12 protein-coding genes are annotated in these 13,817 nt (G+C 70.5%); 6 read left to right on the top strand and 6 right to left on the bottom strand.

Annotated elements, in window-relative coordinates; all coding sequences use genetic code 11:
• Window positions 1-56: 56 nt before the first annotated feature.
• The 3 genes from ACFVDP_RS07625 to ACFVDP_RS07615 form a co-directional block, all read right to left on the bottom strand.
• Complete coding sequence (locus ACFVDP_RS07625; protein WP_383484912.1) at window positions 57-1,391, bottom strand: NAD-dependent succinate-semialdehyde dehydrogenase; 1,335 nt, start codon at window positions 1,389-1,391, stop codon at window positions 57-59.
• An 84-nt stretch (window positions 1,392-1,475) separates the two neighbouring features.
• The gene (locus ACFVDP_RS07620; protein WP_383484910.1) at window positions 1,476-2,576 is read right to left on the bottom strand and encodes an alcohol dehydrogenase catalytic domain-containing protein; all 1,101 of its coding nucleotides are present in this window, start codon (window positions 2,574-2,576) and stop codon (window positions 1,476-1,478) included.
• The gene (locus tag ACFVDP_RS07615; RefSeq protein ID WP_383484907.1) at window positions 2,576-4,060 is read right to left on the bottom strand and encodes an APC family permease; all 1,485 of its coding nucleotides are present in this window, start codon (window positions 4,058-4,060) and stop codon (window positions 2,576-2,578) included. Before ACFVDP_RS07615 ends, ACFVDP_RS07620 begins: the two co-directional genes overlap by 1 nt.
• Before the next feature lie 219 nt (window positions 4,061-4,279).
• Here ACFVDP_RS07615 and ACFVDP_RS07610 point away from each other — a divergent pair, with 219 nt between their 5' ends.
• On the top strand, window positions 4,280-4,891 hold the full coding sequence (locus ACFVDP_RS07610; RefSeq protein WP_383484904.1) for a TetR/AcrR family transcriptional regulator: 612 nt from the start codon (window positions 4,280-4,282) through the stop codon (window positions 4,889-4,891).
• 90 nt (window positions 4,892-4,981) lie between these two features.
• Here ACFVDP_RS07610 and ACFVDP_RS07605 read toward each other — a convergent pair whose 3' ends face one another.
• Window positions 4,982-6,625, bottom strand: a complete 1,644-nt coding sequence (locus ACFVDP_RS07605; RefSeq protein ID WP_383484902.1) for an MFS transporter — start codon at window positions 6,623-6,625, stop codon at window positions 4,982-4,984.
• 192 nt (window positions 6,626-6,817) lie between these two features.
• Between ACFVDP_RS07605 and ACFVDP_RS07600 the strand changes: the two genes are divergently transcribed.
• From ACFVDP_RS07600 to ACFVDP_RS07590, 3 genes are all read left to right on the top strand, one after another.
• Window positions 6,818-7,426: a helix-turn-helix domain-containing protein gene (locus tag ACFVDP_RS07600; RefSeq protein WP_383484899.1), complete on the top strand. Its 609-nt coding sequence runs from the start codon at window positions 6,818-6,820 to the stop codon at window positions 7,424-7,426.
• 129 nt (window positions 7,427-7,555) lie between these two features.
• Window positions 7,556-8,431 (top strand): class I SAM-dependent methyltransferase, encoded by an 876-nt coding sequence (locus ACFVDP_RS07595; RefSeq protein WP_383484896.1) that lies wholly within the window; start codon window positions 7,556-7,558, stop codon window positions 8,429-8,431.
• 48 nt (window positions 8,432-8,479) lie between these two features.
• Window positions 8,480-9,211, top strand: a complete 732-nt coding sequence (locus tag ACFVDP_RS07590; protein WP_383484893.1) for a phosphotransferase family protein — start codon at window positions 8,480-8,482, stop codon at window positions 9,209-9,211.
• A 174-nt stretch (window positions 9,212-9,385) separates the two neighbouring features.
• Here the strand turns inward: ACFVDP_RS07590 and ACFVDP_RS07585 are convergent, their stop codons facing one another.
• Entirely contained in the window at window positions 9,386-10,360 is a 975-nt protein-coding gene (locus tag ACFVDP_RS07585) for a threonine/serine dehydratase (protein ID WP_383484890.1), read from the bottom strand.
• Between the two features lie 477 nt (window positions 10,361-10,837).
• Here ACFVDP_RS07585 and ACFVDP_RS07580 point away from each other — a divergent pair, with 477 nt between their 5' ends.
• Together ACFVDP_RS07580 and ACFVDP_RS07575 are read left to right on the top strand one after the other, a co-directional pair.
• Complete coding sequence (locus tag ACFVDP_RS07580; RefSeq protein WP_383484887.1) at window positions 10,838-11,029, top strand: hypothetical protein; 192 nt, start codon at window positions 10,838-10,840, stop codon at window positions 11,027-11,029.
• Between the two features lie 210 nt (window positions 11,030-11,239).
• Entirely contained in the window at window positions 11,240-11,611 is a 372-nt protein-coding gene (locus ACFVDP_RS07575) for a hypothetical protein (RefSeq protein ID WP_383484884.1), read from the top strand.
• 234 nt (window positions 11,612-11,845) lie between these two features.
• Here the strand turns inward: ACFVDP_RS07575 and ACFVDP_RS07570 are convergent, their stop codons facing one another.
• Window positions 11,846-13,468 (bottom strand): alpha/beta fold hydrolase, encoded by a 1,623-nt coding sequence (locus ACFVDP_RS07570; RefSeq protein WP_383484882.1) that lies wholly within the window; start codon window positions 13,466-13,468, stop codon window positions 11,846-11,848.
• Window positions 13,469-13,817: the final 349 nt, after the last annotated feature.

Raw genomic sequence — 13,817 nt, 5'->3', positions numbered from 1 at the left:
TGCCCTCCCCCCTCCCCCACCCTCCCCGCTCCCCCCCCCAGCCCGTGGACAGGTACCTACTTGACGGTGCGTACGAGCTTCTTGTTGACGAACTCCTCGATGCCCGGGCGGCCCAGCTCCCGGCCGAAACCGGAGCGCTTGATGCCGCCGAAGGGCAGCTCCGCGCCCTCGGCACCGACTCCGTTGACGAAGACCATCCCGGCCTCGATGCGGTCGGCGACGCGCTCGGCCTGCGCGGGGTCCGTGGTGAACACGTACGAACCGAGGCCGTACGGCGTGTCGTTGGCGATCCGCAGGGCGTCGTCCTCGTCGGCGGCGGAGAAGACCATGGCGACCGGGCCGAACAGTTCCTGGCGCGCGGTGGCGTGCTCGGTGGTCAGGCCGGTGAGGACGCCCGCGGGGAAGTGGGCGCCCTCGCGCTCGCCCTCGGTGTGCAGCGTCGCGCCCTCCGCGACGGCGGCGTCCACCTGGCGGGCGAGGGTCTCGGCGGCGGTGACCGACGACAGCGGGGCACCGGACTGCCCGGCGAGGAGCTGGGCGGTGAACTTCTCCACGAACGCGTCGTACAGCTCGGCGACGACGACGAAGCGCTTGGCGGCGTTGCACGCCTGGCCGGTGTTGTCCAGGCGCGCCGCGACGGCGGACTCCACGACGGAGTCGAGGTCGTCGGTGGACAGCACGATGAACGGGTCGGAGCCGCCGAGCTCCAGGACGGCCTTCTTCAGGTGGCGACCGGCGATCTCCGCGACGGCCGCGCCGGCCCGCTCCGAGCCGGTCAGGGAGACGCCCTGGACGCGCGGGTCGGCGATCACCTCGGCGATCTGCTCGTTGGTCGCGTAGACGTTGACGTAGGCGCCGGTCGGGAAGCCCGCCTCGGCGCACAGCTTCTCCAGCAGGGCCGCGGTGGCCGGGCACTGCGGGGCGTGCTTGAGGACGATGGTGTTGCCCAGGGCGAGGTTCGGGGCGGCGAACCGCGCGACCTGATAGGCGGGGAAGTTCCACGGCATGATGCCGAGCAGTACACCGACCGGTCGGCGCCGGATCACGGCGCCACCGGGGCCGGAGGTGACGTCGAGCTCCTCGTCGGCGAGGAACTCCTCGGCGTGGTCGGCGTAGTAGTGGTAGATGTCGACGCAGAAGTCGACCTCGCCCTCCGCCTCGGCCAGCGGCTTGCCCATCTCCCGCACGATGCCGGCCGCCAGCTCGTCGCGGTGCTCGGCGTGCAGGTCTCCGAGGCGGCGCAGCAGCGCGGCGCGCTCGGCCACCGAGCTGTCGCGGCCCCAGGCGGTGGCCGCGTGGGCGGCGTCGACGGCCGCCGTGACCTCGGCGTCGGTGGCGGTGGGGTAGGTCTGCGTGGTCGTGCCGGTGGAGGGGTCGGTGACGGCGTACATCAGGTCTCCAGGAAGTGCAGGGGGTGGGGGAGTGGCGGCCCGGCCCGTGGCGCGGTTGTGCCGCGGACCGGTTTTCTGGGAAGCCTACGGTTCGAGGATGGTGCGGGTCCCGACGGCCGACTTCAGGTCCTCGAAGGCGGCGGCCGCTTCCGCCATGGGGCGTACGGTGCCGATCAGCTCGTCGAGCGGCAGCCGTCCGGCCAGGTAGAGACGGGCCAGCTTGGGGATGTCGATCGCACCGACGCTGGAGCCGTAGTTGCAGCCGAGGATGCGCTTGCCCTGGTCGGCGAGGTCGAAGAGGTCGAACGCGCCGGTCGCGCCGGTGGCGGCCATGCCGACCAGGACGGCTGCCCCGCCGGAGGTGAGCATCGCCGGAAGCGTCTCGATGACCTTCGGGCTGCCGATGGCCTCGAAGGCGTAGTCGACCCCGCCGAGGTTCTCCTGGCACCAGGCGGCGACGTCGGTCGCGGCGCCGTCGAGGGTGTGGGTGGCCCCGAACCGCTCGGCTACGGCGAGGCGCTCGGGGGAGAGGTCCACGGCGATGATGGGGTCGGCGCCCACCAGGCGCAGGCCCATCACGACGGACAGGCCGACCCCGCCCGCACCGATGACGACCGCGGACTCGCCGGGCCGGACGTTCGCGGTGTTCATGGCCGCGCCGATGCCCGTGGAGATGGAGCAGCCGAGCAGCGCCCCGATGCCGAACGGCAGCTCGTCAGGGACCTTGACCGCCGCCGACTCGGGGACGACCAGCCGGTTCGTGAACGCGCCGAGACCCAGGTAGGGCCAGATCTCCTCGCCCTGGTCGTCCGTGAAGGGCGTCGTGCCGTCGGGCAGGGTGTTGGCCACCGCCTGCGTGCCGGTGCACAGCCACGCCATTCCGGCCAGACACTTGCGGCAGCGGCGGCAGGGCGCGAACCAGGACAGGACGACGTGATCGCCCTCGGCGAGCCCGGTGACGCCCGCCCCGACGGAGGTGACCACACCGGCGGCCTCGTGGCCGAGGACCAGGGGGCGGTCGCTGGGCCAGTCCCCGGTGAGGATGTGCAGGTCCGAGTGGCAGACCCCGGCGGCGCGGACGTCGATCTCGACCTCGCCGGGCCCGGCGGGCCGCAGGGAGACCTGCCGGGTGTGCAGGCCCGCCACGGGGTCGTAGGCGATGGCGGGAGAGGTGTGCGCGGACATCAGGACGCCTCGACTTCATCGGTGCGGGGGTGGGTGGGGCCGGCGGGCAGCCGGGTGTGCGGCTTGGCGATCAGGACGTACGCCAGGCCGAGGACGAGCAGGACGGAGAAGACCAGGACCACGGCCCACACCTGCACCCAGCTGCCGCCCGGTGGCGCGAGCTCGGTGCGGGGCCAGGCGATGTTGACCGCCTCGAACAGCAGCCACGCGACTGCGAGCACATTGATCACCAGCCCGGTGCGGCCCAGCCGCAGCTCGCCCGCCGACGGGTTCCAGCGGCCGCGCAGGCGTGCGACGAGCGCGACGAGGGCCACCGTGAGGAAGATGAAGTAGAAGCCGCCGGAGCCGAAGGAGATCAGGGTGGCCGCCGCGTTGCCGTTGAGGCCGAGGATCAGGCCGAGGCCCGCGAGAACGGCCGTCACGGTGAGCGAGACCCAGGGGATCTGGCGCTGCCCGACGACGGCGAGCCGGGCGGAGAACGGAAGTTGCCGGTCGCGGGCGAAGGCGTACACGGCCCGGCCGATGTAGGTCTGGATCGAGATGGCGCAGGCGAAGAACGCGATCAGGACGACGAGGATGAAGGGCTTCTCGCTCCAGCCGCCGAGCCCCTGCGTCACCGCCTCGAAGACGGGGTCCACGGTCTTGCCGGAGACGGCGTCCTCGGGGCTGCGCAGCGAGAGGGTCACGGCGATCGAGGTGAGCAGGACGGTGAAGGCCACGAACAGGTAGGAGCGCAGCAGGGCCCGGGGCACACTGCGCCGCGGCTGCTGGGTCTCCTCGGCGACCTGCGTGGTCGCGTCGAAGCCCAGAAACGCCCAGCCCGCCACCGCCAGACAGGTCACGAACCCGGCCGCGGCGGAGCCGCCCGACCCCGCGCCCAGGGTGTCGAAGAGGATGCCGAAGCCGTTGTGGCGGGCGAAGAGCAGCAGGACGACGCTGACGGCGATCGACGCGACGCCCTCGGCCACGATGCCCGCGTTGAGGAAGTGCTTGACCGGGTTGACGCCCAGCAGGTTGATGCCGAGGGCGACAGCGATGAAGACCGCGCCGAGCAGGACATGGGCCCCCGGTGACAGCTCCGCGTCGCTGACGAGCATGTGAAGCCAGGTCGCGCCGAGATAGGCCACGGTGGTCAGCGACGCGATGGCCGAGGCGAGGTAGATCCACCCCACCAGCCAGCCGAGGCGCGGCCCGGCGAGCCGGCGGACCCACTGGTAGACGCCTCCGGTGACCGGGAACTGCGAGGACAGCTCGGCATACACGGTGGCCACCAGCAACTGCCCCAGGAAGGCGACGACGACCGCCCAGATCCACGCGGGTCCCGCGGAGAGGAACCCGAGCTGCACGACGGCGTAGATGCCGACGACGGGCGAGATCGTCGCGAAGCCGAGCGCGAAGACGGCCCACGGGGACAGGGCGCGTTTCAGCTCCTGCTCATAGCCGTATTCCGCCAGCTCACCGGCGTCGGCGCGGGTGTGGTCCACGTTCTTCTCCTGGCATCGCTACGGGCGTGGCGCGCGCCGGGTGGCGCCGCTCGCTCAGAGAGGGGAGTCGGTCTCCGGAGCGCCGTCGCATTCCGCTGCGGGGCCGGGCGACGGCGGCCGTCCGGACGGCCGGCCGCTTATTGGCTGTAGAGCCAATTGATCATTGGCTGCTTAGCCAATAGCATCACCGCCATGACGTCAAGGGGTTCAGGGAGACAAGTGCGCAGGTCGGCGGCGGAGCGTCGGCACGAGATCGTCACGGCCGCGACGCAGGTCGCGCTCCAGGAGGGGCTGGAGTGCGTCACCCGGCAGCGGATCGCCGACGATCTCGGGGTGCAGCCCGGGCTCATCCACCACTACTTCCCGGTGGTCGAGGAGCTCGTGGCGGAGGCGTTCACCACGGCTACGCTGGCCGAACTGGACGGCCTGCTGCCGCAGCCGGCTCCCGACGGGCCCGGCGCCCTGCCCGCCCTGCGGCGCTTCTTCACGCTGATCTCCGGCGCCGAGTTCGACGACATCAGCAAGCTCTGGCTGAACGCGCGACACCTCGCGCGCTACCGACCCGTACTTCACGAGCAGGTCGTCAGCCAGGAGCTGCGCTGGTGCCGTCGGCTTGCGGAGATCATCGGTGAAGGCGTCGGCGAAGGGGCCGTCACCTGCGACGATCCGTGGGCGGCCGCCGTACGCATCCTCGCCGTGGTCGACGGGGCCGGCGCCTACATCAACACCACCGCCGACCGGCGCGCGGAGCCCCTCGCGGACCTGGCCCGCACGCTCGCGGAGGCCGAGCTGAAGCTCGCCGCGGGCGGGCTGCGCTCGCACGCCTCCTGACGCACGCCTCCTGACGCACGCCTCCTGACACGCGCCTCCTGACACGCGCCTTCTCACGCCCGGCGCCGCTCGCCGGGCCACCGCACCCGTTCAGCGGGCGGCGACGTGCTCAGGTGTCCCGCCCTCCGGGGCGGGGTCGACGGCCGTGGTGCTCTTCGGGCCGCGCAGGGCGACGTAGACGAACAGGGCGGCCAGCACGGAGGCGCCGACCCACATGGCCTGCTGCCAGCCGTCGATGAACGACTGCTGAGCGTCGCGGACCAGGGCCTGGGCGTGGTCGCCGGTGGTGGGCGCGACCTCGACGGCGTTGGCGATGCCCTCGCGGGCGGTGTCGGCCGCCCCGCGGGGGACGCCGTCCAGCCGGCCGTCGATGGCGCTTCGGTACCCGGTGGCCAGGAGCGCGCCGAGCATCGCGACGCCCAGGGCGGTGCCGAACTCGCGGGTGACGTCGTTGAGCGCGGAGGCCACGCCCTGCTGCGCTCGAGGCAGGGAGGCGGTGATGGCCTCGGTGGACGGGGCCATCGCCAGGCCCATGCCGCTGCCCATGGCGAGCATGCCGGCGAGGACGGACGGATAGCCGCCGTCGACGGAGACGAACAGGGCCATCAGCGCGAGGCCGAGGGCGGACAGAGCGACGCCCACGGCCATGGTCGCGCGGGCGCCGATCCTCGCGGCCGTACCCGCGGCCAGAGCCGACGTCGCCATCATCGTGACGGCCATCGGCATCATCGCCACGGTGGACAGCAGGCCAGACCAGCCCAGAACGGCCTGGAAGAACGGGAAGAGCACGACGGCGATGCCCGCCTGGACACCGAAGACGACCAGCAGGGTGACCGAGCCACCCGCCAGGCCGCGCTCACGGAACAGTCGAACGTCCAGCAGTGAGGCGTCACGGCGTCGCAACTCCCACGCCACGAAGGCGACGGCGGCGACGACGCCGACGACCAGGCTGATCACCGTGACCGGCGCGGTCCAGCCTCGCTCGGGGCCCTCCTGCAGCACGAAGATGAGACCGACCACCGCGATAGTGGACACCAGCGCGCCAATGGTGTCGAACGAGTGCGCGGAGTGCTCCCGCGAATCGGGTACGGACGTCAGCGTCATGACCAGGGCGATGACGACCAGAACCACCGGCAGGACGAAGAGCCAGCGCCAGTCGGCGACGTCCACAAGGAGCGCGGAGAGGAACATGCCCAGGATGCCTCCGCCTCCCGCGACACCGGTCCACACACCGATCGCCCTGCCCCGCTCCTGTTCGGGGAACGTCGAGGTGATGACCGCCAGCGTGACCGGCATGATCATGGCGGCACCGACACCGGCGGCCACCCGCGCGGCGATCATCACCCCGGCCGAGGGGGCGAGGCCCGCGGCCACGCTGGCAACCCCGAAGAGAGTCAGCCCGGCCACCAGCATCGGCTTGCGGCCCAGGCGGTCACCGATCGCGCCGAGCGGCAGGAGCAGCGCGGCGAGGGCGAGTGTGTAGATGTTGATGATCCACAGAACCGTGCTCTGCGAGGCGCCGAACTCCACGGCCATGTGCGTCTGGGCGACGTTGAGCCCGGACACGGAAGCGACGACGGCCATCAGCGCGACCGACACGCTGATCAGGACCAGGCGCAGCTGACGCGCGTCCGGGACGCGTCCCGCGCCGGGCGGGACGCTTTCCTCACCGGTGGGGACGCTTTCCTTATCGGTGGGGACGGCCGTCGGCCTGGGAGGTTGATGGGCACTCATGATGGCCTCTCGAAGTTCTCAAAAAGGGTGTGCGGAGTCGGCGCCGGAGCAGGGCCGGCCGCCGAAGGGTGGGGGAGTTCTCTTGTCGTACGTGACCTCAGCGAACGAGGCTCGCTGTATGAGGCTCTTCGTACGGGAGCACCTGTGGCCGACGTTAGACCCGACTTGCGGCAAGGGCATACCATCTTGCCCATGACGCAAGAAGATGGGCAGCTGGACAGCCTCGTACGCAAACGCATCCGCGCCCTGCGGGTCGCACAAGGCTGGTCCCTGGAGGAACTGGCCACCCGTGCCAACCTCAGCCAGTCCTCGCTGAGCCGCATCGAGAACGGTCAGCGGCGCCTTGCCCTGGACCAGCTCGTCACCCTCGCGCGCGCCCTGGACACCACCTTGGACCAGCTGGTGGAGAACGCGGCCGACGACGTCGTCATCAGCCCGACGATCGACGCCAGGCGCGGCCTGATGCGCTGGCCGATCAAGAACGAGCCCGGGATGAGCGTCATGCGCCAGCGGATGACCCAGCCGCCGCCCGACAATCCCGCCCGCATGCGCGCCCACCCCGGCCGCGAATGGCTCGTCGTGCTCTCCGGTACCGCGATCCTGATGCTCGGGCACCGGCGCTTCCGCATCGAGACCAACCAGGCCGCGGAGTTCCCGACGATGATGCCGCACGCCATCGGCTCCGAAGGGGGACCGTGCGAGATTCTGGGCATCTTCGACCGTGACGCGCGCCGCGGACACCAGGAGGCCTCCGACGGCACCGACGGCGATTGCGGGGACTCGGGGACACCCTGCGACTAGCCTCGCCGGTCGTGGCGGATGGCCGCTCCGCGGCGGTGATCTTGCGTCCCGAGCAGCGCATCGCATCATCTCCTTGCTTCTTACGCAACACATTGTGCGTTTGGGGCATGAGAGTTCTACGGTGTCGACATGACCTCAGCGCACCAGCACACCCCCCACCACGGCGACTCGCACGGCCACCACCACGCGGAACACGACGACGCCGGCCAGGCGGAAATCCTCGACCTGGACGCCGAAGTGCTGGCCGAGCACATCGCGTCCATCACCGCCTGGCTGCCTCTGAAGGGCGCGCCGCGCCACATCGTCGACCTGGGAAGCGGTACCGGCGCGGGCACCTTTGCCCTCCTCGACCGCTTCCCCGAAGCGCACGTCACCGCCGTCGACGCCTCGGCCGGACACCTCCAACTGCTGCGCGAGAAGGCGTGCGCCCGCGGCGTTCAGGACCGTGTGAGCACCGTGCAGGCCGACCTCGACGTCGACCGGTGGCCCGACCTCGGCACACCCGACCTCGTGTGGGCCTCCGCCTCCATGCACCACATGGCCCACCCCGACCGCGCCCTGGCCGCCGTCCACGAACTCCTCGCCCCGGGCGGCCTGTTCGCCGTCGTCGAGCTGGACGGCTTCCCCCGCTTCCTGCCCGCCGACGCCCCCGAGAGCCGGCCCGGCCTCGAAGAGCGGGCGCACGCCGCGACCGACAGCTTCCACGCCGAACACGTGCCCCATCGCGGTGCCGACTGGGGGCCGATGCTGGCCGCCGCCGGATTCACCGTGGAGGACGAGCGCACCGTCACCGTCGACATCGAGGGCGACCGCAGCGAGGCCATCGGCCGTTACGCATACGGCAGTCTGCGGCGCATCCGCGACACCGCCGCCCCCGCGCTCAGCCCCGAGGACCTCACCGCGCTCGACGAACTCCTCGACGCCGACAGCCCGCACAGCATCACGCGCCGCGACGACCTCGCGGTGCGCACCGAACGCACCGTCTGGGCCGCCCGCCGCGCCTGACGCCAGAGGGGCGGGCGGGCAAGAGGCGACGAAGTGGAGGGTGGAGCCATGGATAACGAGGTGCCGCTATTGGGCGGGCGGATCACCACGGGCGTGGTCAGGGTCGGGAACACGGTCCGTCGGCCGGCCACCGCGTCGTCCCCGTTCGTCGCCGAACTCCTCCATCGCCTTCGTCGGCAGGGCTTCGACGGTGCTCCGCGGCACCTCGGGTTCGACATGGCCGGCCGCGAGATCCTCAGCTACCTTCCTGGCCACGTGCCCGCCCGATTCCAGCGCTGGACCGATCCCCAGGTGGCCGCCGCCGGCCTCCTGCTCCGCGCCTTCCACGACGCCACCCGCAACAGCCGCCTGACCGGCCGGTATCCGGTGGTCTGCCACCACGACCCGGGGCCGAACAACACAGTCTTCGTGAACGACGTCCCGGTCGCCTTCATCGACTTCGACACCGCCGCCCCCGGGGACCCCCTCGAAGACGTCGGGTACATGGCGTGGACTTGGTGCATCTCCTCCAAGTCCGACGCTCCACGCGCCTCGGTCCAGGCCGCCCAGCTGCGCATGCTCGCCGACGGGTACGGGCTCGACGCCACCGGCCGCGCCGGCCTCATCGATGCCGCGCTCGACCGCCAGAGGCGCAATGCCCAGTGGTGGCGAGGCCACCTCGCCCGTCCGGCCCCGCGCGTCGCCGACGACCGCGCGATCATCGGGCGTATCGAGTGGTCCGAGCGAGAGCACGCCTATACCTCTAGTAACCGCGCGACCTTTGATGCAGCCCTTGACTGACACCTCCGATCCTCTGAACTGCGCGAATAACTTTCGATGACGTCAACCCGGGTTCGTCGAGGTTCGACGGCGGGCGGGTCAGGGCCCCGTGGCGCGGAACACGTGCAGGTGATCTGCCGCAGCGAAGGCTGCTCACTGTCTTTGAGAGTTGAGTGGCTGCTGAAGCTTGTGCGGTCAGCGCAGTCCGAACCGCTCGGCCCAGGCGGTCACATCGGCGGTCGTCGCATTGCCGCCGCAGACCACCAGGCCGAGCCTGGCATCCCCACCTACGCGTTCCAGCACCCGGCGTGCCGCGGGCAGCAGGCATCCGGCGGCGGGCTCCGCCCAGACCTTCGCGTGGTCGGCCAGGTCGAGGGTGCCCTGCACGGCTTCTGCGTCGGTCACCGTGAGGACATCGGTGACCAGCGCTGAGACATGCTCGTAGGTGAGCAGGGAGGCGCTGGGGGCGCTCAATGTCGAGACGACCGAGGACAGTTCGACCGGTACCGGCCCGCGGGAGGCCAGGGCCGCCGACATGGCTCGCGCGCCTTCGGTTTCCACACCCCAGATCCGTACACCGGGACGGCGCGCGTGCAGCGCGGTGGCGACCCCGGAGATCAGTCCCCCGCCGCCGATGCTGACGAGTACGTCGGTGAGCTCCCCGGCATCTTCCGCGAACTCCAGGCCGACCGTGCCCTGGGCGGCGATGACGACAGGGTCGTCGAAGGGATGGACCAGGGTGAGCCCGTTGCTCTGGAGTTCGTCCACGAGGGCGAAGGCGCCGTCCATGGTGTCCGCGAGGATGACGCTCGCCCCGGAGGCTTCGGCGATGTCCACGGCCCGGCCGGGGGCGGATCGTGGCATGACGACGGTCGCTTTGATGTCCAGCGCGCCGGCCATGACCGCGACCGCGATGCCGTGGTTGCCGCCGCTCACGGCGACGACCCCGGCGGCCCGTTCGGCCTCGCTGAGCGTGAGCAGCTTCGCCGTCGCACCGCGAGCCTTGAAGGAGCCGGTGCGCTGCAGCAGTTCCAGTTTCGCGGTGACCTGCGCGCCCAGAAGCGCGGACAGGCCGGGGCTCGGCACCGTCGGAGTCCGTACGACATGCCCGGCGATCCGCGCAGCCTCGGCTTCCACGTCCGCGACAGTGATCAGCACATTCGCCTCCATCACATCATCTGAGCCGCAGCGGCCGGGATCTGTACCGTCTGCGGCAGTGGGGCGGCGTCCGCCCGTCCCGTATGAGGTCCGAAGGTACGAACCTATCGATCACCAACCTTCGATGACAACGATCAAGGGTTCGACTGTTCGACTACATGGGACGGTGGGTTGCGGATCGATGGGAGCGGCCCTCGCCCAGGCGAAGCCCACCTGCCGGCCCACGAGCAGCTCGAAGCCATCCGGATGCTGATCAACACCGCCATGGACCAGGACTAGCCGCTGTTCTGCCTGCTCATGAGCATGAGCATGGTGAAGACTGGCTGGATGCCTCACGACGCTGGTGGATCTGTGTTTGTAGTGATGGGTTTCGCACTTGTCGCCGCTGGCGTCCTGGGTCGGGGTCTCGTCCTGCGCCCTTTCTCGTCGAAGCGTGCTCAGGCGGCCGGAGATCGGGAGCGCGCCAGAAACCTGCTGTGTTCTGCGGACATGGCGATCGCCGCCGCGCGCCGCCGCGCCGCGAGCGGCGAACCGGTGATCGTCACGGTCGACGACGTGTCCACGACGGTGTTTCAGCACTACGGATACGTCGTGGAGCGCGAACAGGCGGCTGCCGCCCTTCGCCACGCCTTCGAAGCCGTCGGCGGCCGGTCGGACTGCATGACCGACGCTTTCGACTGAGAGGCTCAGAGTGGGTTCGCACAGCTCTGCCGCTGTCCACGGCGCCGTGGAGGTTGTTCCCTGTACTTGGGGGTCTTCGGTACGTGTCTCGAGGGCTGTCTGGTGGCAAACATTGTGCGTTTGTTGCCAGCGGCCGGGCCGGTGTCACGGTTCAGCGGAGCGAGCGCGATCATGGGGCGGTTAGGACCGGACCGTAGAACAGGGAATGCCATGACTTTGCAGGAGGGCCAGCGGGTCAAGCTGGCCGCAGATCTCCGCTTGAGCGGTCCGATCGAGGTGTCCGGGGCGGTCATCGGCATCCTCTCCCTTGCCTCCGACACCGAGGGAACAGTGGAGGAAGTCGTCGTACACGTCGGTGAGGACGCCGACGCCCGTGAGTACGAGCGTCTGAAGTCGCTGCTGGACTCCTACGGTGACGGCATGCCTCCGGAAAGCAAGGGGCAGTTGGAGCAGAAGGTCGGCGCACTGTATCCGGCGTGGGCGGTGTTCCAGGAGCAGGGGCCCCTGGTGACGGTGCGGGTCCGCTTCGACAACGGGTTCATCCTGGATGCGTCACCGCAGGACCTCTACGTCCCCGTGTGAGAGAGGCGGTGAGGGGGTGTGCGTTCCTTGCTGTGCCGATACGGAGCGCCGCATCCGCGAAGTCAGAAGCGATTGCTGTTGCCCGTGCTTGCTGGGATGCGCGCTCGTGTGGATCGTTTCCAGGCCGCCTGCCCGGAGTGGGGTCGCGGGCTCCCGCTTCGAGTCCGGTTGCCGACCCGGCGTCCGTAGTGTGTGCCTGTTCGGGGCGGTGTGGCAGGCGGGGTCATCGGCCGGTCAGCCGTACCTCTTCAGCAGTCCGTCCACGTACGCCTCCAGCCGTTCTCCCAGGACCGCGGGCGTGAGATCGTCGCGCCCCAGTTCGCGCCACGGCCCGGCCAGTTTCGCCGCGTCGGGGCAGTAGGCCAGGGTGTCCAGCAGGCGCCAGTACAAGTGGGCGGGGCCGTCGGCGAGGTCGCGGCCGCCGTGCGCCTCGTAACGCTCGCGGAAGTCCAGCCCGTACGCCGGTCCGTGCAGCAGCGCGAGTGCGGTCGAGCAGTGCGCCACGTCCAGGTCGGCAGGTCCCCATGAGGTCTCGACCCAGTCCACGACGCCAGTGATCCGCAGTGTGGGTCCGGCTTCGGTGAAGAGCACGTTCCCGGGGTGGAAGTCGCGGTGGAGGAAGCGGCCCTGGTGCGGCGGCGGATCGCGGCGGATGGCGTCCACGGCGCGCTCCCACAGGGGCCCGTCGGGGGTGCGGGCGCGCTCGGGGGATGTCCACGCCTGGTAGGTGCGCGGTCTTTCGTCCGGTACGACGCTGTGGATGCGGACGAGCTGTGCCGCGAGCAGGTCCAGGCGCTGGTCGAGGTCCTCGTCGTCCACGCGGACGCGGCCCGGTAGTGCGGACATCAACAGAGTCGGGTGGTCGCAGTGTTGGGCCGTGGTGTCCACAGCGAGGAGCTCGGGGGCCGGGATGGCTGCGTGCCGGGCGAGCAGTGTGAGGACGGATGCCTCGCGGGCCAGCAGCCCGGGCCCGTGGTGGCGGAAGAACGGCTTCACAAAGGTCCGTTGCACGAGGTCCGTGCCGTCGTCGAGTCTGAGCTCACGCATCTGTGAGCTCCAGCCACCGGAGAGCAGACGCGAGCCGGTGACCTCGCGGCCGTGGCCGAGTTGCTTGTCCACCCACGCGCGCGTGGCTGACCAGCCCCCGTCGCCGAGCCCGGTCATGACCGCTCCCACGAACTCCTCCCGGTCGTCGCCGTGATCGCAGAGCCACGTTCCCAGCTGGTGCTGCGCCTCCGGGAGGTCGAACCGCGTGTACTGTGCGCGGGCGGTCAGCGCGTCCTGTACAGCCTCGGTCACCGCTGGCGGGATCACCGCGTCCGTGCCCGGCACGGCGAGCACGGCCCGGCCCTCGTAGGCTCGCAGTGCATCGAGTGCGGGCGCTTCCCGCCAGCTTTCCGGCCGTCTGATGATTTCGCTGAATCGGCCGTTGCCGTTCTCGAAGGGGATGTCCCACGCGTCGGCGGCGTACACGGCGGGCGCGCAGAGCCCCAGCGCCGCTACCCGGTCCCTGTAGTGCCGGGCGAGATCGGCCACCGTCTGACCGCTCATGCTGAACCCCACCAGGATCAGCGGCGCATGTGTTCCCGCGTACGCGTCGATCACCGCGACGGCCTGCTCGAACCGACGCTTGAGGCTCAACTCCGCAAGCGTTCCGCTGCTTTGGCCGTGGCCGGAGAAGTCGAAGGCGATACCGCGGCAGCCGCGGGCCACGAACTCCGCTACCAACGGGAGCAGTTGCTGTGTGCTGCTCTTGCCTGCCCCGTGCAGCACTACGGCGGTTCCTTTGGAAGGCTCACCGCCGTGCACACCGCTGAGCCGTTCACCGTCGTGGTCGTACGTGAAGTCGACAAGCATGCCCCCTATTCACTCATGCCGTGACCTCGGATGCAGGGGAGAGGCTGCCGACTCGTGTCCGGCGACGGTCCAGCCGAGGGGAGGGCCGTCGACATCGACGTCGTGAACTGGCTCAGCGACCCGGCGGAACCCGAGAACTGAGCGAGAGGGACACGTCACGGGCGCCTTGAGAACCGGTCCCTGCCAAAGGGCAGCACCCGTTCGCCTCGTCCGCCCGCCCAACGGCAGACGGCCGCGGTGCGAGACCGGTGGAAGCGCCTGGGGCGGGGACTCGGGCGTGGATCACGTGAGGCGCCGCCACTGTCTGCGTACGGCAGGGAGAAGCGCGAGGACCCGCAATGGCCGGCTT

The sequence above is a fragment of the Streptomyces sp. NPDC057694 genome (assembly GCF_042799415.1).
Classification (GTDB): Bacteria; Actinomycetota; Actinomycetes; order Streptomycetales; family Streptomycetaceae; genus Streptomyces.
This window is presented reverse-complemented; position numbering and strand designations above follow the sequence as displayed.